Origin of the sequence: Sulfuricella sp. (assembly GCF_035531155.1) — a bacterium.
In the GTDB taxonomy this organism is placed as follows: domain Bacteria; phylum Pseudomonadota; class Gammaproteobacteria; order Burkholderiales; family Sulfuricellaceae; genus Sulfuricella.
Window position 1 is genome coordinate 38,971 of record NZ_DATKTK010000043.1, and the last position, 19,666, is coordinate 58,636.

Sequence of the window (19,666 nt, forward strand, 5' to 3'; positions counted from 1 at the left end):
TTCCACAAAAAGTTTAGGGCTCGTTAATGAATAAGTTGGGCATGCGCTGGGGCTGATTGGGGTGCAGTCCTAGGCGCGAGACGCACCGTTGTGTCGTTCACAACAAACGGCTCGCAACACCGGAATGCACCCCAACCAGCCCCAGCCCGAAGGGTTGCTGCGTATTCGGGCGTCTGCGGCGTTGCAAGGCTTGCGAATGGAACAACCATTCGCCGCGCCTCGCGCCTTGCATCCATCCCGAATACGCAGCAACGTATACCCAACTTATTCATTAACGAGCCCTAAGTTTACCCGAATATCAGGTTGCGCGAAATGATCAATCCGCTTCGCGCTCAATCGAACAGCACTGCTTCTCGACAGAACCGCTATCGGCAAGCAGAACCTGCCCGGTAACCGGGTTAGGACGAAAAACGGTACAACCTTTCAGACCCATGTCATAGGCCTTTTCATAAATCGAGCGAAATGCTTCGAAGTCGAATTCAATCGGCACGTTGATGGTTTTGGAAATGGCGTTGTCGACATGAGCCTGAAGAGCAGCCTGCATCCCGATGTGCGCTTCCGGCGGAATTTCACCGACACGAACGAAGGCTGTGGGCAACGAGGCCTCCTCACCATGTTGCAGACGAAACTGACGGTAGGCATAGTCGTCCACTCGCATCTCACTAAAGCCGCCATCAGCCTCTCGGATGCGCCGCGTGTACTCCCAATCGAAAATCGGCTCGAGTCCGCTGGAAACATTGTTCGCCAACAAGCTGATGGTTCCGGTCGGTGCGATAGCGGTCAGATGGCTGTTGCGCAAGCCGTGACGCTTGATCCCCTGCACGATGTCCTCGGGCAGGGAGCGAATGAATTCACCCGCCAGGTAGGGGTCGGCCTGGAATGCCGGAAACGTCCCTTTTTCACGCGCCAGTTCGATCGATGCCCGGTACGCACTGTGGCAGATCGCCTGCATCACCTTCTCGCCCAGCACAAAAGATTCCGGGCTGCCATAGCGTATTCCGAGCATCGCCAGGGCATCGGCCAGACCGGTAAGACCGAGCCCGACCCGCCGCGATGCGCGCGCGGTGCTCGCCTGCTTTTGCAGCGGGAAATGGGAAAGGTCGTAAACATTGTCGAGCAGGCGCACAGCCGTCGCCGCAGTCGCTGCGATTCCTTCCAGATCCAGATCGCCATCAACCCTAAAGGGACGCCGGACGAATTGCGTCAGGTTGATCGCGCCCAGATTGCAGGCGCCATAGTGCGGCAGGGGGATTTCTCCGCAGGGATTGGTGGCGCTGATCTGTTCGCAGTACCACAGGTTGTTCATGCGGTTGACACGATCGATAAAGATCACGCCGGGCTCGGCGTAATCATAGGTTGCCCGCATGATCTTGTCCCACAGCGCCCGTGCTCCGACACGACGCAGCACCTTGCAACGGCGCGGCGTGCTGCTGCCTGACCATGCACGTTCCACCACCTCCCCGGTTGATTCACCCCCTGAGAGCGGAAACACCAGCGGCCAGTCGGCATCCTCCCGCACCGCGCGCATGAAATCGTCTGTCACCAGCACCGACAAATTGAAATGCCGCAGCACACTGGGGTCACGTTTTGCCGCGATAAAAATCTCGATATCCGGGTGGTCGCAGCGCAGCGTCGCCATCATCGCACCACGGCGCGCACCGGTGGAAAGAATGGTGGCGCACATGCTATCCCAGATGTGCATAAACGAGACCGGCCCGGAAGCGGTGACTCCGACACCACGGGCTGGTTCGCCGCTCGGTCGCAGGGTGGAGAAATCATAGCCAACCCCCCCACCCTGCTGCATGGTCAGCGCGCCTTCCTTGAGCGCCTCGAAAATGCCGTCGAGTGCATCCTCTACTTCACCCATGACGAAACAGTTGAACAGCGTGACCCGGTGAGAGGTGCCTGCTCCGGCGAGAATGCGCCCACCCGGCAGAAAGCGGAACCCCTCCAGAACCTGGTAGAAACGCCGCTCCCAGATTCCCTTATCCTGCCGCTCCATCTCGGCAAGCGCGCGGGCAACACGACGCCAGGTGTCCTCAACGGCCAGGTCGATGATCTTTCCCGGCTCGCGGTAACGATAGCGGATATCCCAGATACGGGAAGAGATATCGGAGGTGAAGGGCCCATCACTCATCGAGGATTCCTAAAAATGATAAAGGCGAGAGCCGCTCAAACGGTTCTCGCCGATTTTAAAGGACTCAACGGCTGCAAACTATCTCTGAGATGCGTACATCCGCGCCAGAAAAGTCTCGACATCCATAGCCGCCACATCCGCCGAGATACTGCCCGTGCGCTGGGACTGATAATGGATCAATTGTGCGGCAAGTTCCGCCGCCCTGCCTTGCAGCAGCGCAATTTCAGGATTCCAGCCGGCGCACATCACCTCTGAAGTATAGTCGCTGTCCGCTTTGACTGAGCACATATCCATAGTCACTAACATGATCCCACCTCCGCTTTTCCGCCCATTTGTATTCTGGCGCCTGTAATTAATATATCGGGTGTTTCAGGAAAAAATAAAGGGGTAAATGCAAAATTACTTGACGGCCTTTACCGCGCAAATCCGCTGCACCACGGCACGGTTATTTTGCATAACGCACAATTCCTCATAAGCGTTGACTTCCAGCCGCCCTTTTACTTGTTCAAGCAATTCACCTGATTTGAGGAGATAATCCGGATTACGCGGCCGGCCTAGCAGTTGATTGCCATCGGAAAAAGTTTCATAAATCAATACCCCACCCGCTGCGAGCGCTTCGAACAGGTGCAAAAATAGAGGGCGGTGCAAATAGTTGGTCACCACAATGCCATCGAACTCCCCGACAGAATACGGCCAGGGTTCGCCTTCAAGGTCAGCCTGGCGTGTCACAACACCGGCTAATAAAGCCAATGCGGAGGCATCACGATCCACCGCTTCGACCTGAAACCCAGCCTGAAGCAGGAAGAGAGCGTGCCTGCCGGTTCCACAAGCAACATCCAGCACCCGACCTCCACTACGAATAAGTGGAGCGCAACGCACCACCCATTCGGAAGGCGCGGAAACAAACTGTAGATCCGGAACCATCAGGGTGCGACGGGATTTGCCAGACGCAAGACTTGCATCGTCATCTGCAGCGCGTCATGGAGCAAGCGGTCAAACAAGGGAACGAAATAAGGCAAGGCAATGGCAAGCACGACAAATCCGGCTGCCAGCGTGATCGGGAAGCCGACCGAGAACACATTGAGTTGCGGCGCTGCTCGAGTCATGATGCCCAACGCCAGGTTGGTGATCAACAGGGCTGCCATGATCGGCATGGAAAGCAGCAACCCGGCGAGAAATATCTCGCCTCCCCAGCCCGCCAGGGCGCGCCAGCCTGCAGCGGAAAAAGGTTGTGCCGCCACCGGTAGCGCCTGGAAGCTTTGCGCCAACACCTCAATCATGTATAAATGACCGTTCAAGACTAGGAACAGCAAGGTGGCGAGCAGTCCGAGAAAAGTTCCCACCACGGGAATCTGGGCCGCATTTTGCGGATCGAAGAAGGTAGCGAATCCTAGACCCATCTGCATACCGGCAATATTACCGGCCATTTCCACTGCGGTGAAGATGATGCGCATGGTGAATCCGATCGCCACGCCGATCACGATTTGTTGCGCCAGAATCAGGATACCGATTGCAGAACCCGGCTCCACCGCTGGCATGCTACCGAGAATGGGTGCCAGAACCAGAGTGAGGACAACGGCCAGCCCAACTTTCACCCGCACGGGTATGCTGGGATTGCCGAGAATAGGCGCGCTACTGACCAGGGCAAGAATACGGAAAAAAGGCCAGATGAAAGCACCCAACCAGGCGCTCAACTGGGCTGAAGTAACGCTGATCATCGCCGTATGGGCTAGCCCACCAAACCCGGAATACTGGTAAACAGGCGGCGGGTATAATCCATCATCAGAGTCAACATCCAGGGCCCCCCCACGACCAGCACGAAAAACATCACCAGCAGCTTGGGGATGAACGACAGGGTCATTTCATTGATCTGGGTAGCGGCCTGAAAGATGCTCACCAGCAGGCCGACGGCCAGTGCGGAGAGAAGCAGCGGCGCCGACACCAGCAGGGTGATTTCTATCGCCTGCTGACCAATAGTTATCACACTTTCCGGCGTCACGTGTAGAAGCTCTGCACCAGGGAACCGATGATCAGATTCCAGCCATCCACCAGCACGAACAGCATCAGCTTGAAAGGCAATGAGATCACTACCGGCGACAGCATCATCATACCCATCGACATCAACACGCTGGCCACCACCATATCAATGATCAGAAACGGAATGAACACTACGAAGCCGATCTGGAATGCGGTTTTGAGCTCGCTGATTACATAGGCCGGAACCAGAATTTTCATCGGCACCGCTTCCGGGCCGGGCAAGGGCGCGCTGTTGGAAAGCTTGACGAACAGCGCCAGATCATCCTGGCGCGTCTGCCGCAGCATGAACGCTTTCAAAGGGGCAGTACCCTTCTCCAGCGCTTGGTTAAAGTCGATTTTTTGTGCCGCATAAGGTTGATAAGCCTCTGCATAAATTTTATCGAATACCGGCGCCATGACAAAGAAGGTCAAAAACAGGGAAAGGCCGATCAGAATCTGGTTGGGAGGCGCCTGCATCGTGCCGATTGCCTGGCGCAACAGCGATAGCACGATGATGATACGGGTAAACGCCGTCATCATCAGTAGCACCGCTGGCAGGAATGTCAGCGCTGTCATCATCAGCAGCGCCTGGATGCTGAGGGTATACGTCTGGGCACCACCTGGCCCTGGGGCGCTGGTGAAGGCAGGCAAACCCGGATCGGCCGCCATGACCGTTAATGGCATCAGTACGCCCAGCACCAACAGCACAGCGGCAAACAATGATTTGGCCCCAAGCAGAAGCCGCTCTGTTCTATTGCCCAAGTTTGCGCCCCTGCATTGCCTGTTTGAGCCATGTTGAAAAGCTGTGCTCTCCTCCACCAGACGACACCTCGGCTGTAAATGCGCCACGTTCCGGTTTAACCAGAGTATGCAGGGTGTTCACCTGCCCCGGCGCAACCCCCAGCACCAGCCAGGTTTCACCGATCTCCACCAGCACCAGTCGCTCCTTGGGACCCAGTGCAACGCCGCCGATTACCTTGACTGCTCCGCCCGCACCGATTTGTCCGGGGGAAAAACGTCTGAGCAGCCAGGCTGAGCCGGCTACCGCCGCCAGTACCAGGCCCAGACCTAACAGGACCTGCAACATACCGCCTAAAGAAACCGGGGAAACAATCGGTGCAGGAATAGCTGACTGTGCAGCCAGGACAGCGAAAGGCAGAAAAAACAGAGGAAGCCCAACGGAGAATCGCGCCACCACCTCTTTCATCGGACTCATTTATGCAGTCTGCGTATGCGTTCGGAGGGGGAAATAATATCGGTCAGGCGAATCCCGAATTTGTCATTCACCACCACTACCTCACCCTGGGCAATCAGGCAACCGTTGACCAGCACGTCCATCGGTTCGCCCGCCAAGCCATCCAACTCCACCACGGATCCCTGGGCCAGTTGCAACAGGCTGCGAATTGCCAGCTTGGTGCGCCCCAGTTCGACTGTAAGGTTGACCGGGATGTCCAGGATCATGTCGATGTTGTTGGGCGCACCGGCTGGAATGCCGGATGGGGAAAGCTGCTCGAACTGGGCCTTCGCCGCAGGTGAATTGCTTCCGGCAAACATCGCTGCGGCATCCTGCGTCGCAGAGGATGCCTGCTCGGCTAGTGCCGCACCCCAATCGTCTTCAGCCGGAGTGCCGGCAGCTGTATCCGCGGTCGCCTGCTCGGCCATCGCAGCCGCCCAATCGTCTGTACCGGCCGAATCTTCAGCGTTTTCGTCAGCCATGACGGCCTCCGTGGCCGGATTCGTCATCCGCGCCGGCAATGATTTTGTTCACTTTGAGCGCGTACTGACCATTGAGAACGCCATAATTGCATTCCAGCACAGGCACGCCATCCACTTCAGCGACAATCGCTTCGGGAATATCCAGGGAAATCACATCCCCCACTTTCATGTTCAGAATTTGTCCAAGATTAACCGGGGCCTCGCCCAGGTTCGCGACTAGATCGACCTCTGCTGACTGCACCTGTTTCGTCATCAGTTTTGCCCAGCGATGATCCACCTCCATGCGCTCGCCCTGCATGCTGCTATACAGAATATCGCGAATCGGCTCGATCATAGCATAGGGCATGCAGATGTGAAAATCGCCGCCACCCGATCCCAGCTCGATATTGAAGGTAGTCACCACCACGACTTCGCTGGGCGTGGCGATGTTGGCAAACTGCGTGTTCATCTCGGAACGGATATATTCGAAGTCAACCTGATAGACCGATTCCCAGGCTTTCTTGTATTCGGAAAAAACCACTTCCAGCATACGCTGAATGATGCGCTGCTCTGTCGGCGTGAAGTCACGGCCTTCCACGCGCATATGGAAGCGTCCATCACCGCCAAATAGGTTGTCCACTACCAGAAACACCAGATTCGGATCAAAAATGAACAGCGACGTGCCGCGTAGCGGCTTGATTTGCACCATGTTCAAGTTGGTCGGCACGACCAGGTTGCGAACAAATTCACTGTATTTGAGAACACGCACCGGGCTAACGGAAATTTCAGCGGTGCGGCGCATGAAATTGAACAGTGCGATTCGGAACAAACGGGCAAAACGCTCGTTGATAATCTCCAGGGTGGGCATGCGACCCCGGACGATTCGCTCCTGCTTGGCCAGATTATAAGGGCGAACACCTTCCTCGCCCTTTTCGGCGACAACCTCCTCCACCTCACCGGTTACCCCTTTGAGTAAGGCATCAACTTCGTCTTGAGACAGTATGTCTTCTGCCACGTGCGCCCTTTAGGTATTACGGCTGATTACACACTCTTACTGAATGACAAAGGATGTGAAAAACACACCGGTCACGCCCTTGCCAGTAGCCTTGGCATTGAGTGGTATGTTTACCTGCTCCTGAATGTCAGCACTCAGTTTCTGCTTGCCCTCCAGGCTGGCGATCTGCTCGGCACTCTTGCTCGAAAGCAGCAACAGCACGCCATTGCGAATTTCCGGCATGTGCAGCTTGACCAGATCAACCACAGTAGGGTCAGTCACTTTCAAATCAATCCCGACCTGGAGATAGTGTTCGCCACCCCCATCTGCCTGCAAATTCACGGTAAAGGTTTCCAGCGTCACAAAAACAGGCGGCTTCGGTTTTTCTTCCTTGTGCTCGGCTAGCTTTGTGTCTGACTGGGTGAAGTACCATGCCGCACCACCGCCCGCACCGCCCAACACCAACAGGATACCGAGAACCAGAAACAGCTTCCCCTTCTTCTTTTTGGGTGGCTCATCCGCCACGGCTTCTTCTTTCGCCTTGTCCCTTGCCATGCCTAGTCCCCTTGCCACTGCCACTTCAATCGTCCACTCCGGTTAATTTCAAATCGGACGACTAAACAATATTAAAAACAACCAGTTTCAGATGATATTTTATGTTCTTTATAATATCAACTCAAATTTAATGCAAGAACTACTGCAAGCCAAAACCATTTTCTGCCCACTATTTTATCGCCAGAGAAAACAAAAAGCAGCTATCCCATTGAGATAGCTGCTTTATTTGGAACGAATAATCGCGTATCGATTTCAGGCAAAAATATCAACCATGCCATCGCGCGCCAGTCCAGCAGGGCGCCCCGGCGCAGCTATCCGGGCCATAACATTCTCCGCCCCCAGCCCGCCGCGACGTCCCTCTTTACCGTCCCTCTGATCAGACGCTTGCTGCTGGCTGAAGGATTCCGAGCCAACCGTCACATTGCCCAGCATGATGCCGTTGTCAGCAAGCATTTCACGCAATCGTGGCAATGCCGTCTCGATTGCCTCACGCACGGCGGAATGATGGGAAACGAACAATGCGCTAGCCTGGTCGTTGCTGATCGTCAAACGCACCTCGAGCGGCCCGAGATTGGGGGGATTGAGATGCAGTTCAGCCACTTGATGACTCTGGTTCGCCATCCACACAATTTTCTCGCCGACCGCTCCGCCCCATTCGGCGGAACCGACTCTAGGCGCGACCGGCAAAGCCGGTAACGGCTCCGGATTCCGGAACACGACGGCCGTAGCGGAAGGATTCGCCGCAGCGGATAAGTCAGTCGAATGAAGATCCCCACCCGCATTGCCTGCTGGAACTTCCACCAAGGCCGCCAGCTTGTCGGCAAACCGCTGCTCCGGGGACACCGCTTGCGGCAAATTTTTGCCGCTTGCGGCAATTTCTGCCGCCAGCCGGGCTTCGCCAGTCTTGGACAACAGCATCAACGGCTTTTCCGCGCCGGCTTCGGCTGGAATTCCGGCCCCGCCCACTGCCTGGACAGGAAGTGCCGGCACAAGCATGGAAGCGGTCAGGACTGACAAATCAACGGGAAGCACCGCCGCCCCAGCATTCGCAGCAGATTCAGCGCTTTCGTTGACCGCGACCAAGGAAAGCCCCGCATCCTCTTTTTGCTCAAGCAGCGAAGCAACCCCTTTCAACTGTTTGGCGAGAACCGCCCCGAAATCAAGCCCCGGCGCGCTCTCCAATCCATCCCCACCTTCCGCATCTGTGGCGGCAGGGGCTGACGTCTGACTGATGCCAGCACTGGATTGTGGAGATACAGCAGGAGTAATAGGTAATTGTGGCATCGGCCATCCTTTCGTAGTCGCTTTAGGTTCAACCGAATATAAAGCAAGACGCATACCACCATCAGGAGTACGGCGGATCCGTTGACTCTTCTTGCTTGAATTTATTGCCGGAAAGCTCATCCTGCTCACGCTGCTCGAGTTTATCCTCACGCTTCCGCTCACTGCTCAGATGACGCTGCGACAGCGTATCGAAGGCCTTGAGTTTGCGCTGCTTCGCCTGCCATTCATAACGCCCATCTTCCCAGCGTTTTTTGCAGCGCTCCACCTCTTCTGCCTGCTGGCGGATGGCGACCTCGATTTTGCCGAGAAACAGTTGAAAATCCCTGAGCGAACTCACCTGCATGCCCAGCTTCGTTGTCTGCAACAACTTTGCCCGGTAATCTTCACGATATGCGGTCAACTGCCGGAACTTTTCCTCTGCCTCCTGCCACCCGACCTTAAGCGTGTGCAGATCGCGCGCCGCAGCATCGGTATGGTTCTGGGCAAGGTCAAGAAGTGGCTGGAGAGGAAATCGCCGCGGCATATCTATTCAAGTTTCACGCTTAGGTATTGAACATTGCGGCCAGGCGACTGCGACTGTCCACATAGTTCTCGCTCTGGTGCATATCCTGCTGCAGGAAAGCCTCCATCTGCGGATAAAGCGCCATTGCCTCATCCAGCAACGGGTCACTGCCCTTGACATAGGCACCCACACTGATCAGGTCCCGGCTGCGCTGGAAGCGGGAATAAAGCAGCTTGAACCGACGCACCCGGGCCAAGTCCTCCGGTGCAAGCAGCTCGGTAATCGCCCGACTGACCGAAGCTTCTATATCGATAGCAGGATAATGCCCCTGGTCGGAAAGGCTGCGCGACAACACGACGTGGCCATCAAGGATAGCGCGGGCGCTGTCCGCGATCGGATCCTGCTGATCATCCCCCTCCACCAGCACGGTATAAAATGCGGTAATGGATCCACCGCCTGCCTGGCCGTTGCCGGCGCGCTCGACCAGCTGTGGCAGCTTGGCGAATACCGAGGGCGGATAACCTTTGGTAGCTGGCGGCTCGCCGATGGCCAAGGCAATTTCGCGTTGAGCCATGGCAAAGCGTGTGAGCGAATCCATGATCAAAAGGACATGCTTGCCCTGATCGCGAAAATACTCGGCGATCGACGTAGCGTAAGCCGCACCGTGCAGCCGCAGCAATGGCGGCGTGTCGGCCGGTGCGGCGACCACTACTGAACGCGCCAACCCGGCAGGACCCAGGATGTTTTCGATGAATTCCTTTACCTCGCGGCCACGCTCGCCGATCAGGCCGACCACGATCACATCTGCGCTGGTAAAACGCGCCATCATGCCGAGCAAAATACTCTTGCCGATACCGCTGCCGGCAAAAAGCCCCATGCGCTGTCCACGGCCGACGGTCAGCAAGGCATTGATGGCACGCACGCCAACATCCAGAACTTGCCGGATAGGGGCTCGACTAAGGGGATTGCAAGGACGGCTGTGCAGCGGCACCCGGTGAGCCAGATTCAGTGGCCCCAGAAGATCCAGCGGACGTCCGGCACCGTCAAGGATGCGCCCCAGCAACTCATTGCCCACCTGGACCTGGCGCACGCGGTCTTCGGAACGACGCCGTAGGTGAGGTGATCCGCCCCGCCCGGAGACACGTTGCGCCGGGGTATCCACCGGCGTCACCCGTGCACCCGGCACCAGTCCATATACATCGGTGGAAGGCATGAGGAACAGTTTTTCACCGGAGAAACCGACCACTTCGGCATCTACATCATGACCGTCAGGCAGGTGAACGATACAGCTACCGCCTACCGCAAGCCTCAGCCCCACCGCCTCCATCACCAGCCCGGCAACCCGGGTCAGACGACCGGTCAAGAGCCAAGGGCTGACGGCGGAAACGGTCTCACCGCATTCCCGCAGAAAACCATTCCAGCGTTCAGAGGGAGACGTCATGATTCCTGCCTGGACGACCCATACACCCCAGAGGGGCTATTCAAGCCATGCACCTTCACTGCCCAGGGCGACGAGTATCCTTTTCCAGCGATTCTCTATGGTTGCGTCAATTTCGCTGTTCGTCGTTTCCACTCGACACCCGCCCCGCTCCACGCGGCTGTCGTCAATCAGCTTCCAATGAAAGTGATTCAGCTCGTCCGCCATCAGCGACCGCACCAGAGCCGCGTCTTCCGGGTGCAATTTGAGGTGTGGATGCTGGCTGGCCTGAGGCAGGCTGTTTACCGCCTCGCGAATCACCGGCAGAACCAGCTCCGGCCGTACTCGTAAAGCCTCACGCAACATTTGCTTGGCGACATCCAGCGCCAGGGAAAGCAGGTTCTGTGTCAATGTTTCATCAAACTGATTCAGAGCCCCACCCAGTGACGACATCAGTTGCATCAGCCGCGCCAGCTCTGCATCTACCTTGCCCTTGCCCTCCCTGTAACCGGCGGCAAATCCTTCCTGATAAGCCTGCTGGTGGGTATTCTCGACCTCTTCGGCTGTCGGCAAAGGCACAGTTGTTCTTGCAGACCCATCCAGTGAATTCAGCTCCCAGCGCTGATAAGCGCTCAATTGCTCCTTGGGAATGATATTGCTAGACAAAGCTTTCCTCTCCTGCGCCGCCGATCACAATCTGGCCTTCGTCGGCCAGCTTGCGCACGACCTTGAGAATTTCCTTCTGCTCCGCCTCGACTTCACTGACGCGCACCGGACCCTTGGCTTCGAGATCGTCGCGCAACATTTCAGCAGCCCGCTGCGACATGTTCTTGAAGATTTTCTCGCGCAGCTCTTCGCTCGTACCCTTGAGCGCAATAATCAGGGATTCGGACTGCACCTCTCGCAACAGCAACTGGATAGAGCGATCGTCGATATCGAGCAGGTTCTCGAAGACGAACATCTCATCCTGGATCTTCTGTGCCAGTTCGGGGTCGTAATCGCGGACACTGGCTATGATCGCGGTTTCATTAGCGGTGCCGACATAGTTCAAAATTTCTGCCGCTGTCCTGACACCGCCCATCACGCTTTTCTTGAGATTGCTGGCGCCTGACAGCAACTTGGTCAGCACATCGTTCAATTCCTTCAGCGCAGAAGGCTGGATTCCGTCCAGCGTGGCAATACGCAGCACCACATCGTTGCGCAGACGCTCGGTAAAAAGATTCAGTATCTCACTGGCCTGATCCCGCTCAAGATGAACCAGAATGGTGGCAATAATCTGAGGGTGCTCATTCTTGATGAATTCAGCCACGGAAGCGGCATCCATCCACTTCAGGCCTTCGATGCCGCTGGTATCGCCGCCATGCAGGATTCGCTCGATCAGGTTGGCCGCTTTATCCGAACCTAGCGCCTTAGTCAGCACACTACGAATATATTCATCGGAATCAGCCAAGCCGGCCTTTTCTCCTGCCTGGAACATGAAGTCATGCATCACCCGCTCCACCTGGACGCGGTTGACGCTATCCAGGGCTGCCATGGCATGCCCTAATTTCTGAACCTCCTTGGGGCTGAGATGTTTAAATACTTCAGCGGCCTCCTCCTCACCCAAGGCCATCAGCAAAATGGCGCTTTTCTGGACCCCATCTTCACTCATGATGGGCCAATCCAATCCTTGACCACATTAGCCACCACTTTCGGTTCCTTACGCGCCAGATCCTTGACTGACCGCAAGCGCTCCTCATACCCCAGAGTTGGCGCAATCGAGAAACCTTCGGCCTGTTCCTCCTTCTGAACCACTGGCGGCGGCGGGGTCGAAAGTTCCTTCAGCAGGGGGCGCAGCACCTTGAACACCAGGAAGAACACGATGCCGGCAATTAGCAGGTTCTTGGCGATATCCTTGACCAGAGAAATCGATGCCGGATCTTTCCAGATCGGTGCTGCCGGAATTTCCTCCGTCACCACACTGAATGAGGCATTCACCACATTGAGCGTATCGCCACGATCCTGTCTGTAACCCATGGCTTCCTTGACGAGATTGCTGATCTGCGTCATTTCTGCGTTAGTCAAAGGCTTGGTGCTAACCTTCCCATCCTTGTCCGTGGATTTCTTGTAATTTACCACGACAGCCACAGATAGGCGCTTGACGCTCCCTACCGGCGACTTGACATGCATGATGGTCTTATCCAGCTCGTAATTGACGGTCGACTCCTTGTGCCCCCCCCCGCTTGAAGGCTGAGCAGGCGCTGCAGCCACGGCCGTGGCTGCAGGTGCCGTAATCGGTGCAGCAGCTGTACCGGGGGGCTGATTGGACAAGGCGCCAGGCACGCCGCCTGCAGCCTGTCCTGTTCCAGTGTTGTTTTCATTGCTTTGTTGACTGCGGATTGCCGCCTCGGCGGGTGCAGGGTTGGGCTTGAAGGTTTCAGCAGTCTGCTCGGTCTGGGAGAAATCCAGCTCAGCCGCAACCTGTGCCCGCACGTTTTCCATGCCGGTAATCGGGCTGAGGATGTTTTCGATACGTTTGATGAAACTCTGCTCCACCTGACGTAGAAATTCCAGCTGACTCGGGTCGAGACCGGCGCCCTCCTTACCCTCGGCCGCAGAGCTCAACAGGTTGCCGTTCTGATCAAGTACAGTCACATTCTTGACCGGCAAGTCCGGCACGCTGCTTGAAATCAGATGAACAATGCCGTTGACCTGGGCCTTGTCCAGCGAACGCCCGGGATGGAGGCCAACAAGCACGGATGCGCTAGGATTTTTCTGCTCGCGGGTAAAGACTGAAGGGCGCGGAATAGCGAGATGCACGCGCGCGCCCTGCACGGCAGAAAGAGACTGGATGGAACGGGTCAACTCCCCTTCCAGAGCACGCTGATAGTTCACCTGTTCGAGAAACTGACTGGTGCCCAGCTTTTGGTTTTCCATCAACTCAAAGCCAACCACACTACCCTTGGGAAGGCCCTGTGATGCCAAGCGCAGACGCACGTCATAAACCTGACCGGAAGCAACCAGGATGGCGCCGCCCCCCTCCGCCATCTTGTAGGGAACGTTCATCTGCTGCAGGGAATTGATGATCGCACCGCCATCCCGGTCGGAAAGGTTGCTGTAGAGGACGCGGTAGTCCGGCGTCTGCGACCACATCCAGGCGCCGGAAATCAGCGCGATGGCAGCGGCCAGCGCCAGCATCAGCCCAATTTTTTGGCCGCCGGACAAGCGGTTGAATTCTCTTAGACGGGCGAAAAGTGATTGCTGTGGTGCGACAGCCATATTATTTTACGCCTTGAGTCCAAACTTGCGAGTGCTTGAGCTTTGCCCCCGAACGAGGGAATACAGTAATGGCAAGTGCAGCGCTTTGATCCCTATCACACTTGCATGCTCATGACTTCGTGGTAGGCCGACACCAGCTTGTTACGCACCTGCACCATGGTCTGAAAGGAAATATTGGCTTTCTGCAGAGAAATCATCACTTCCTGGAGGTTAGCATTGGGGTCGCCCTGCTCGAACGCTTTGGCCAGATTGGCAGTATCCTGCTGCGTGCCATTCACCTGGTCCAGCGAAGCCTTGAGCAGCGCCGCAAAATCCGGTCCTTCTGTCGACGCCGGAGCAGGCTCCTGGCCGGCAGCCAAAGCCGAAGCAGCGCGCAGCTGGCCGAGTAACTGGTCAATTCCCTGTGTAGTATTCATCGCTTTCAGGCCTCCAGCTCGAATTATAGCTGTTTATCCATTACGACGACCATTTTTTGCCCGTCTCAGCACAAAAATAAAGCACATTTCATGCCCAATTTGGTCATCACAGACCCGTTTCTTCACTTTCTTCGCGGTACTGCTGCAACTTGTAACGCAACGTGCGCTCGCTCATACCCAGCTTTTCCGCAGCACGCTTACGCGAACCGCTGACTGAAGCCAGGGTTTCCAGAATATGCGTCCGCTCCAGCGTTTTCATATCCACCGCCCCACCGGTGGTTACAGCTTTTCCTGGTTGCGGCACAGCAAGTTCGGATTTGGGTAGAAGCAAATACTCCGTCTCCAGCACATCGCCCGGAGACAAAATCATGGCACGCTGTATGACGTTTTCAAGCTCCCTGATGTTACCCGGCCAGGCATATCGCGTCAATTGCTCGGCAGTCGCAGAAGACAAGCCGATTCCGGGTCGGCCCAGCGAGCCGCCCAAACGGTCAAGCAGATGCCGGGCCAATGGCATGATATCCAGTGGGCGCTCACGCAATGGCGGCAATTCCAGGGGAAACACGTTGAGGCGATAATACAAATCCTCGCGGAAGGTGCCGCGCGCCACCATCTCGCGCATGTCGCGGTTGGAGGTGGCAATGATCCTGATATCGAGTGGAATCGCCTTATGTCCGCCGACCCGCTCCACCTCGCGCTCCTGCAGCACCCGCAGCAGCTTGGCCTGGAGCGGCATCGGCATTTCGGATACCTCATCCAGCAACAGGGTACCCCCCTGCGCCTGCTCGAACTTGCCCGCGTGGGACTGGGCGGCGCCGGTAAAAGCGCCCTTTTCGTAACCGAACAAAGTGGATTCGAGCAGATTTTCCGGAATCGCCGCGCAGTTTATCGCCACGAAAGGCTTGTCGGCACGCGGGCTGTGACGATGAATGAAGCGCGCCATCACTTCCTTACCGCAACCGGACTCGCCCGTAACCAGGATCGTCGCACTGGTACTGGCAACCTTCCGCGCCAACCCCAGCAACTCAACCGTGCGAGGGTCGTCAGCCACCATTTCCGAGCCGTTCGCCGGTTGCGCAGAAAGCATATAGCGCGCCACCTCCGCCAACAGACTGTCCGGCTCGAATGGCTTGGTCAGGTAAGTGCACGCCCCTGCGCGCATTGCTTCTACCGCCTTGTCGATCATGCCATAGGCGGTCATCAGCAGCACCGGGACATGAGGATAGACCGACTTGATTTCGCGCAATAGGGTATGTCCATCCATGGGATGCATCTGCACATCCGTCACGACCAGGCCGACACTACGCTTTCCCAGCACCGCAAGCGCCGCAAGCCCATCGGAAGCGTCCAGCGTCTCGTAGCCGGCCAAACCCAGCGTGTCGCACAAGGCTTCGCGCAGGTCTCGGTCGTCCTCAACGACCAGGATAGGCAATGTTTTCATGGTTTCGCAATTTAAAATTTTCCGGATTATAGCTTGGGTAGCCGCAGAATGAATTCACTACCACAACCTGGCGCCGACTTGACCTGGACAGAACCCCGATGCGCCTCGGCCACGCCGCGCACAATCGCCAGCCCCAGACCTGTCCCGTCAGTGCGGGTCGTGTAGAACGGCTCAAAAAGGCGCTCCTTGGTTGCAACATCGATTCCCTTGCCATCGTCGACCACAGCAATCGACACTTGACCATCATCCCCTAGTTCAACCCTCAGGCTGACCTGCCCGCCCTCCGGGCAAGCCTGCATGGCATTCTCAAGCAGGTTGAGCAAGGCACCAGTCAAAGCCTTTCGACTGCCCAGCACGGCAGCGCCCCGGCTATCATCCTCAATACTGAAATTCAACCCACGCTCAATCATTTGCGGCTCCATGACCTGCTGCAAATCAACCAGCACGGAAGACATCCGGACCACATCCTGCCCCCCGCCCTCCCCCTTCACGAACAACAGCATGTCCTGGATCAGGTGCTCAAGGTGACGAAGACGCGCCAGCACTTTATCTGCGAAACGGATCCGCTCGTTTTCAGGTAAATCAATTTTTTTCAAGTGGGAGGCGTAGAGCAGAGCGGTAGCGAGCGGGGTGCGCAACTGATGCGCCAACCCCGCCGCCATCTCGCCCATCGCAGACAGCCTCTGATGCCGCTGCAGCTCGCGCTGCATGGCGTAGGCTTCGGTCATGTCATGAATCAGCAGCACCTGCCCGCCGGCGGCGTCCAGCGGGCTACTGGATATACTGACCCGACGCGGCGCAGCCCCACTGACCGGCACAAGATCCCACTCATGCGGCACCACCGTTTGTATCAGCACGCGCGCAGCGATCTCCGCCCAGGCCCGTCCCATGAGAGACTCCCCCAGCAGCTCCCGGGCAGCGGGGTTCAACTCGATAATAGTACCCGGCTGATCCAGCACCACTACACCTGCCGGCATGGCGGAAAGCAGATGGGACAGACGCTGCGACAGCGCCTCCTTTTCCAGCAACTGCCATCGCAATTCCACATTGGCAACAGCGAGCTCACCGGTCAGGCGCTCCACCTGCTGCTGCAACTCCTGGTAAGCGCCGGTAAGCTGTGCAGAAGCTTCGTTGAACAGCGAAAATGCCTGCTCCAGCTCCTTCGGATCTACCTGCTTGGGGGTATTCGACAATGCCTTAAGCTCCATGGCCGGTTCATGCCGAAATCATACCGTAATTGATCCGGTCGTTGTTGAACGGTTACACCTTGGGACAACTCCCGAGAACATTTACTGAGCACCGGGAAAGCTCGTTTTGCCACCCGGCTCGACAATCAATGCCCCGAGATGATAGATGGGCGAATTTGCATTAAATCGCTGGCCAATTTAAATTATGTGCTGAAAACAGCGAGTAACCGCCCGACAACCGCCCGATTTAACAGAATGCAACTTAGCCGTATTGAGGTATGATACTGAAAAATGTCCTGCCTGCCAGGCCCGACTGAGGTGCGGGATCAGGACTTTTCACGGAGAGCAACAACATGTCACAACTCTTAAAAAATATTGACGCCCGCACCAAGCTGGCCGGCACCAACAAGCTGGAGATACTGCTGTTCACCCTGGGCACGGACAGCCGCACCGGTCGCAGGGAAACATTTGGCGTCAATGTTTTTAAGGTGCGCGAAGTCATGCGCGTGCCGGAGATCACCCACGCCCCGGATATGCCGTCCTCGGTTGAAGGCATGGTCAGTCTGCGCGGCGTCCTGGTACCGGTTGTCGATCTGGTTAAATATTCCGGAGTGGAAACCGACCAAAAGCCGGAAATCATGATCGTCACCGAGTACAACGGCCACACTCAGGGTTTTCTGGTGGAAGCGGTAGATACCATCCTGCGCCTCGACTGGACGGCCATGCGCGTCCCACCCGACATGCTCACCGCGCAGATGGGGGGGCTGATCACCGCAGTCACCGAACTGGCGGACGGCCGTCTGGTCATGATGATGGACGTGGAAAAAGTCCTTTCCGAAACCAGCCATTACGATGACGAATACCTGTTCAACAACATCAGACCCATTGAAGTGGAAAACCGCACCATCTTCTTTGCCGACGACTCGTCCGTCGCCAGAAACCAGATCCAGCGCACCCTGGATGCCATGAACATCCGACACATCAGCGCCAATAATGGCAAGCAGGCGTGGGATGAACTACAAAAAATCGCCGCTCAGGCTGATGCCGCTCATGTCCCGGTCACCAGTTTCATCCAGCTGATTCTCACCGATGTGGAAATGCCGGAAATGGACGGTTACGTGCTCACTAAACACGTCAAGAGCGACCCCCGTTTTGCCGGCATTCCAGTCATCATGCACTCCTCCCTGAGCAGCGACGCCAACCGGCAACTCGGCCGGTCGGTCGGCGTGGACGACTATATTCCGAAATTCGAACCACATAAGCTGGCGGCGACTCTCACCCAGTTGTTAAGCGAACCTGTTAAATAAATGGGGAATAGTATGGAAAAGCGCAACCCGCTCCTCGATGCAGTGGATGCCAGAGCCAAACTGGCCGGCTCCAACAAGATGGAAATCCTGCTCTTCTCATTGGGAAGCGGAGAAATTTTCGGCATCAATGTATTCAAGGTACGTGAAGTCTGCCAGACTCCCAGGGTCACAAAATCCCCCAATATGCCAGATGGCGTCGAGGGAGTGATCTCCCTGCGCGGCAATATCATCCCGGTCATCGCGCTGGCCAAGATCATCCATCTGGACGAAGTACCGGCAGACACCGGGCACACCATGATCGTCACCGAATACAGCCGCCACACTCAGGGCTTCCTGGTGCATGACGTCGACCGCATCATTCGCGTCGACTGGGACCAGGTCAAACCCCCTCAAACCATGCTGGCCGGCAACGATGGCCTGATCACCGCGATCACGGAACTGCCAGACGGCAAACTGGTTTCAATTCTCGACGTCGAACAGATTCTGGCCAACGCCATTGGAATCGAACCCGTGCCCGACCTCGCCCCGGTCGAAACGGACACAGAGCTGGCGATCTTCTTTGCCGATGACTCCGCGATCGCGCGCAAGGAAATCGTGATGGTGCTGGACAAGCTGGGAGTTAAATACCAGCAGGCCACCAACGGCCTGGAAGCCTGGGAAAGGCTGCAGAATATGGCCGCCCGTGCTCAGCAGGATGGCTCCATGGTGTACGACCAGATCAAGGTCATTCTCGTGGATGCGGAAATGCCGGAAATGGACGGTTATGTCCTGACGAAAAACATCAAGGCGGACAAGCGGTTCGAAGGCATCCCGGTAGTCATGCATTCCTCGCTTTCGTCGGAAGCCAACCGCGACATGGGCAAGCGCGTCGGCGTAGACGCCTATGTCGCAAAATTCGACCCGGCCGTTCTGGCCGACACTTTACGTCCCTTATTACTCAGATAGATAGTCCGATGAAGCGCAACAACAAAATTCAGGCTAACGCCCTAAAGCGCGCCATGACATCGTACGATGGCGAGATGAGAGCTAAGCCTATTACCCGCGGAGTAGTCCATGGCCGATAAGAACATGAAATTCCTGATCGTCGACGATTTTTCGACCATGAGAAGGATCATACGCAATCTGCTGAAGGAGCTCGAATTCACCAATGCTGACGAAGCCGAAGATGGCGTAGCCGCACTCAACAAGCTACGCGGCGGCAATTTCGATTTCGTGGTCAGCGACTGGAACATGCCCAACATGACTGGCATTGAACTGCTCAGGGCTATCCGTGCAGATGACACGCTGAAGCACTTGCCAGTGTTGATGGTGACCGCCGAAGCCAGGAAAGAAAACATCATCGCGGCGGCTCAAGCCGGCGCCAGCGGCTATGTCGTCAAACCTTTTACGGCTGCCGTGCTGGAAGAGAAACTGAATAAAATTTTTGAAAAAATGGGCAAATAATTAAGGAGACGCTC

Annotated in this window: 22 protein-coding genes; 3 read left to right on the forward strand and 19 right to left on the reverse strand. The window is 56.5% G+C overall.

Features of this window, described 5'->3' with window-relative positions:
• Positions 1-316: 316 nt before the first annotated feature.
• From VMV64_RS09195 to VMV64_RS09285, 19 genes are all read right to left on the reverse strand, one after another.
• Positions 317-2,137 (reverse strand): adenosylcobalamin-dependent ribonucleoside-diphosphate reductase, encoded by a 1,821-nt coding sequence (locus tag VMV64_RS09195; protein ID WP_325329661.1) that lies wholly within the window; start codon positions 2,135-2,137, stop codon positions 317-319.
• Between the two features lie 78 nt (positions 2,138-2,215).
• Positions 2,216-2,443, reverse strand: coding sequence for a hypothetical protein (locus VMV64_RS09200; RefSeq protein WP_325329662.1), 228 nt, complete (start codon positions 2,441-2,443; stop codon positions 2,216-2,218).
• 93 nt (positions 2,444-2,536) lie between these two features.
• Complete coding sequence (locus VMV64_RS09205) at positions 2,537-3,061, reverse strand: class I SAM-dependent methyltransferase (protein WP_325329663.1); 525 nt, start codon at positions 3,059-3,061, stop codon at positions 2,537-2,539.
• Positions 3,061-3,855, reverse strand: a complete 795-nt coding sequence (fliR, locus tag VMV64_RS09210; protein ID WP_325329664.1) for a flagellar biosynthetic protein FliR — start codon at positions 3,853-3,855, stop codon at positions 3,061-3,063. Before fliR ends, VMV64_RS09205 begins: the two co-directional genes overlap by 1 nt.
• An 11-nt stretch (positions 3,856-3,866) precedes the next feature.
• On the reverse strand, positions 3,867-4,136 hold the full coding sequence (gene fliQ, locus VMV64_RS09215; RefSeq protein WP_325329665.1) for a flagellar biosynthesis protein FliQ: 270 nt from the start codon (positions 4,134-4,136) through the stop codon (positions 3,867-3,869).
• Positions 4,133-4,837: a flagellar type III secretion system pore protein FliP gene (fliP, locus tag VMV64_RS09220; protein WP_325329757.1), complete on the reverse strand. Its 705-nt coding sequence runs from the start codon at positions 4,835-4,837 to the stop codon at positions 4,133-4,135. Before fliP ends, fliQ begins: the two co-directional genes overlap by 4 nt.
• Positions 4,838-4,904: 67 nt before the next feature.
• Complete coding sequence (gene fliO, locus VMV64_RS09225; RefSeq protein WP_325329666.1) at positions 4,905-5,369, reverse strand: flagellar biosynthetic protein FliO; 465 nt, start codon at positions 5,367-5,369, stop codon at positions 4,905-4,907.
• Positions 5,366-5,869 carry a flagellar motor switch protein FliN gene (fliN, locus tag VMV64_RS09230; protein ID WP_325329667.1) on the reverse strand — a complete coding sequence of 168 codons (504 nt, stop codon included), beginning with the start codon at positions 5,867-5,869 and terminating at the stop codon, positions 5,366-5,368. Before fliN ends, fliO begins: the two co-directional genes overlap by 4 nt.
• Positions 5,862-6,863, reverse strand: coding sequence for a flagellar motor switch protein FliM (gene fliM / locus VMV64_RS09235; protein WP_325329668.1), 1,002 nt, complete (start codon positions 6,861-6,863; stop codon positions 5,862-5,864). Before fliM ends, fliN begins: the two co-directional genes overlap by 8 nt.
• Before the next feature lie 36 nt (positions 6,864-6,899).
• Positions 6,900-7,397, reverse strand: coding sequence for a flagellar basal body-associated protein FliL (gene fliL, locus VMV64_RS09240; RefSeq protein ID WP_325329669.1), 498 nt, complete (start codon positions 7,395-7,397; stop codon positions 6,900-6,902).
• A gap of 252 nt (positions 7,398-7,649) precedes the next feature.
• Positions 7,650-8,681, reverse strand: a complete 1,032-nt coding sequence (locus VMV64_RS09245; protein WP_325329670.1) for a flagellar hook-length control protein FliK — start codon at positions 8,679-8,681, stop codon at positions 7,650-7,652.
• Between the two features lie 61 nt (positions 8,682-8,742).
• Entirely contained in the window at positions 8,743-9,204 is a 462-nt protein-coding gene (gene fliJ, locus VMV64_RS09250; protein ID WP_325329671.1) for a flagellar export protein FliJ, read from the reverse strand.
• Between the two features lie 19 nt (positions 9,205-9,223).
• Positions 9,224-10,624, reverse strand: a complete 1,401-nt coding sequence (fliI, locus tag VMV64_RS09255; RefSeq protein ID WP_325329672.1) for a flagellar protein export ATPase FliI — start codon at positions 10,622-10,624, stop codon at positions 9,224-9,226.
• Positions 10,625-10,660: 36 nt separating this feature from the next.
• Positions 10,661-11,266: a flagellar assembly protein FliH gene (locus tag VMV64_RS09260; protein WP_325329673.1), complete on the reverse strand. Its 606-nt coding sequence runs from the start codon at positions 11,264-11,266 to the stop codon at positions 10,661-10,663.
• Positions 11,259-12,251 (reverse strand): flagellar motor switch protein FliG, encoded by a 993-nt coding sequence (fliG, locus tag VMV64_RS09265; protein ID WP_325329674.1) that lies wholly within the window; start codon positions 12,249-12,251, stop codon positions 11,259-11,261. The genes VMV64_RS09260 and fliG overlap by 8 nt, the downstream gene beginning before the upstream one ends.
• A complete protein-coding gene (fliF, locus tag VMV64_RS09270) occupies positions 12,248-13,858 on the reverse strand; it encodes a flagellar basal-body MS-ring/collar protein FliF (RefSeq protein ID WP_325329675.1) in 1,611 nt (536 codons plus the stop codon). The genes fliG and fliF overlap by 4 nt, the downstream gene beginning before the upstream one ends.
• A 95-nt stretch (positions 13,859-13,953) precedes the next feature.
• Positions 13,954-14,274 carry a flagellar hook-basal body complex protein FliE gene (gene fliE / locus VMV64_RS09275; protein ID WP_325329676.1) on the reverse strand — a complete coding sequence of 107 codons (321 nt, stop codon included), beginning with the start codon at positions 14,272-14,274 and terminating at the stop codon, positions 13,954-13,956.
• 106 nt (positions 14,275-14,380) lie between these two features.
• Positions 14,381-15,715, reverse strand: coding sequence for a sigma-54 dependent transcriptional regulator (locus VMV64_RS09280; protein ID WP_325329677.1), 1,335 nt, complete (start codon positions 15,713-15,715; stop codon positions 14,381-14,383).
• Between the two features lie 26 nt (positions 15,716-15,741).
• Positions 15,742-16,923 (reverse strand): sensor histidine kinase, encoded by a 1,182-nt coding sequence (locus VMV64_RS09285; protein ID WP_325329678.1) that lies wholly within the window; start codon positions 16,921-16,923, stop codon positions 15,742-15,744.
• Between the two features lie 332 nt (positions 16,924-17,255).
• On the opposite strand from VMV64_RS09285, the gene VMV64_RS09290 reads away from it, so the two are divergent.
• The 3 genes from VMV64_RS09290 (at position 17,256) to cheY (ending at position 19,652) form a co-directional block, all read left to right on the forward strand.
• Positions 17,256-18,209: a chemotaxis protein gene (locus tag VMV64_RS09290; RefSeq protein WP_325329679.1), complete on the forward strand. Its 954-nt coding sequence runs from the start codon at positions 17,256-17,258 to the stop codon at positions 18,207-18,209.
• A gap of 12 nt (positions 18,210-18,221) precedes the next feature.
• Positions 18,222-19,154, forward strand: coding sequence for a chemotaxis protein (locus VMV64_RS09295; protein ID WP_325329680.1), 933 nt, complete (start codon positions 18,222-18,224; stop codon positions 19,152-19,154).
• A 108-nt stretch (positions 19,155-19,262) separates the two neighbouring features.
• The gene (gene cheY / locus VMV64_RS09300) at positions 19,263-19,652 is read left to right on the forward strand and encodes a chemotaxis response regulator CheY (RefSeq protein WP_325329681.1); all 390 of its coding nucleotides are present in this window, start codon (positions 19,263-19,265) and stop codon (positions 19,650-19,652) included.
• Positions 19,653-19,666: the final 14 nt, after the last annotated feature.

Excerpts from the sequence above, each read along its gene's own strand:
- fliO (WP_325329666.1), bottom strand. The coding sequence starts at position 5,369 with ATGAGTCCGATGAAAGAGGTGGTGGCGCGATTCTCCGTTGGGCTTCCT.
- fliP (WP_325329757.1), bottom strand. The coding sequence starts at position 4,837 with ATGCCATTAACGGTCATGGCGGCCGATCCGGGTTTGCCTGCCTTCACC.
- fliJ (WP_325329671.1), bottom strand. The coding sequence starts at position 9,204 with ATGCCGCGGCGATTTCCTCTCCAGCCACTTCTTGACCTTGCCCAGAAC.
- VMV64_RS09285 (WP_325329678.1), bottom strand. The coding sequence starts at position 16,923 with ATGGAGCTTAAGGCATTGTCGAATACCCCCAAGCAGGTAGATCCGAAG.
- VMV64_RS09205 (WP_325329663.1), bottom strand. The coding sequence starts at position 3,061 with ATGGTTCCGGATCTACAGTTTGTTTCCGCGCCTTCCGAATGGGTGGTG.
- fliE (WP_325329676.1), bottom strand. The coding sequence starts at position 14,274 with ATGAATACTACACAGGGAATTGACCAGTTACTCGGCCAGCTGCGCGCT.
- VMV64_RS09200 (WP_325329662.1), bottom strand. The coding sequence starts at position 2,443 with ATGTTAGTGACTATGGATATGTGCTCAGTCAAAGCGGACAGCGACTAT.
- fliF (WP_325329675.1), bottom strand. The coding sequence starts at position 13,858 with ATGGCTGTCGCACCACAGCAATCACTTTTCGCCCGTCTAAGAGAATTC.
- VMV64_RS09280 (WP_325329677.1), bottom strand. The coding sequence starts at position 15,715 with ATGAAAACATTGCCTATCCTGGTCGTTGAGGACGACCGAGACCTGCGC.
- fliR (WP_325329664.1), bottom strand. The coding sequence starts at position 3,855 with ATGATCAGCGTTACTTCAGCCCAGTTGAGCGCCTGGTTGGGTGCTTTC.
- fliI (WP_325329672.1), bottom strand. The coding sequence starts at position 10,624 with ATGACGTCTCCCTCTGAACGCTGGAATGGTTTTCTGCGGGAATGCGGT.
- VMV64_RS09295 (WP_325329680.1), top strand. The coding sequence starts at position 18,222 with ATGGAAAAGCGCAACCCGCTCCTCGATGCAGTGGATGCCAGAGCCAAA.
- fliG (WP_325329674.1), bottom strand. The coding sequence starts at position 12,251 with ATGAGTGAAGATGGGGTCCAGAAAAGCGCCATTTTGCTGATGGCCTTG.
- fliN (WP_325329667.1), bottom strand. The coding sequence starts at position 5,869 with ATGGCTGACGAAAACGCTGAAGATTCGGCCGGTACAGACGATTGGGCG.
- VMV64_RS09195 (WP_325329661.1), bottom strand. The coding sequence starts at position 2,137 with ATGAGTGATGGGCCCTTCACCTCCGATATCTCTTCCCGTATCTGGGAT.
- fliL (WP_325329669.1), bottom strand. The coding sequence starts at position 7,397 with ATGGCAAGGGACAAGGCGAAAGAAGAAGCCGTGGCGGATGAGCCACCC.
- VMV64_RS09290 (WP_325329679.1), top strand. The coding sequence starts at position 17,256 with ATGTCACAACTCTTAAAAAATATTGACGCCCGCACCAAGCTGGCCGGC.
- cheY (WP_325329681.1), top strand. The coding sequence starts at position 19,263 with ATGGCCGATAAGAACATGAAATTCCTGATCGTCGACGATTTTTCGACC.
- VMV64_RS09245 (WP_325329670.1), bottom strand. The coding sequence starts at position 8,681 with ATGCCACAATTACCTATTACTCCTGCTGTATCTCCACAATCCAGTGCT.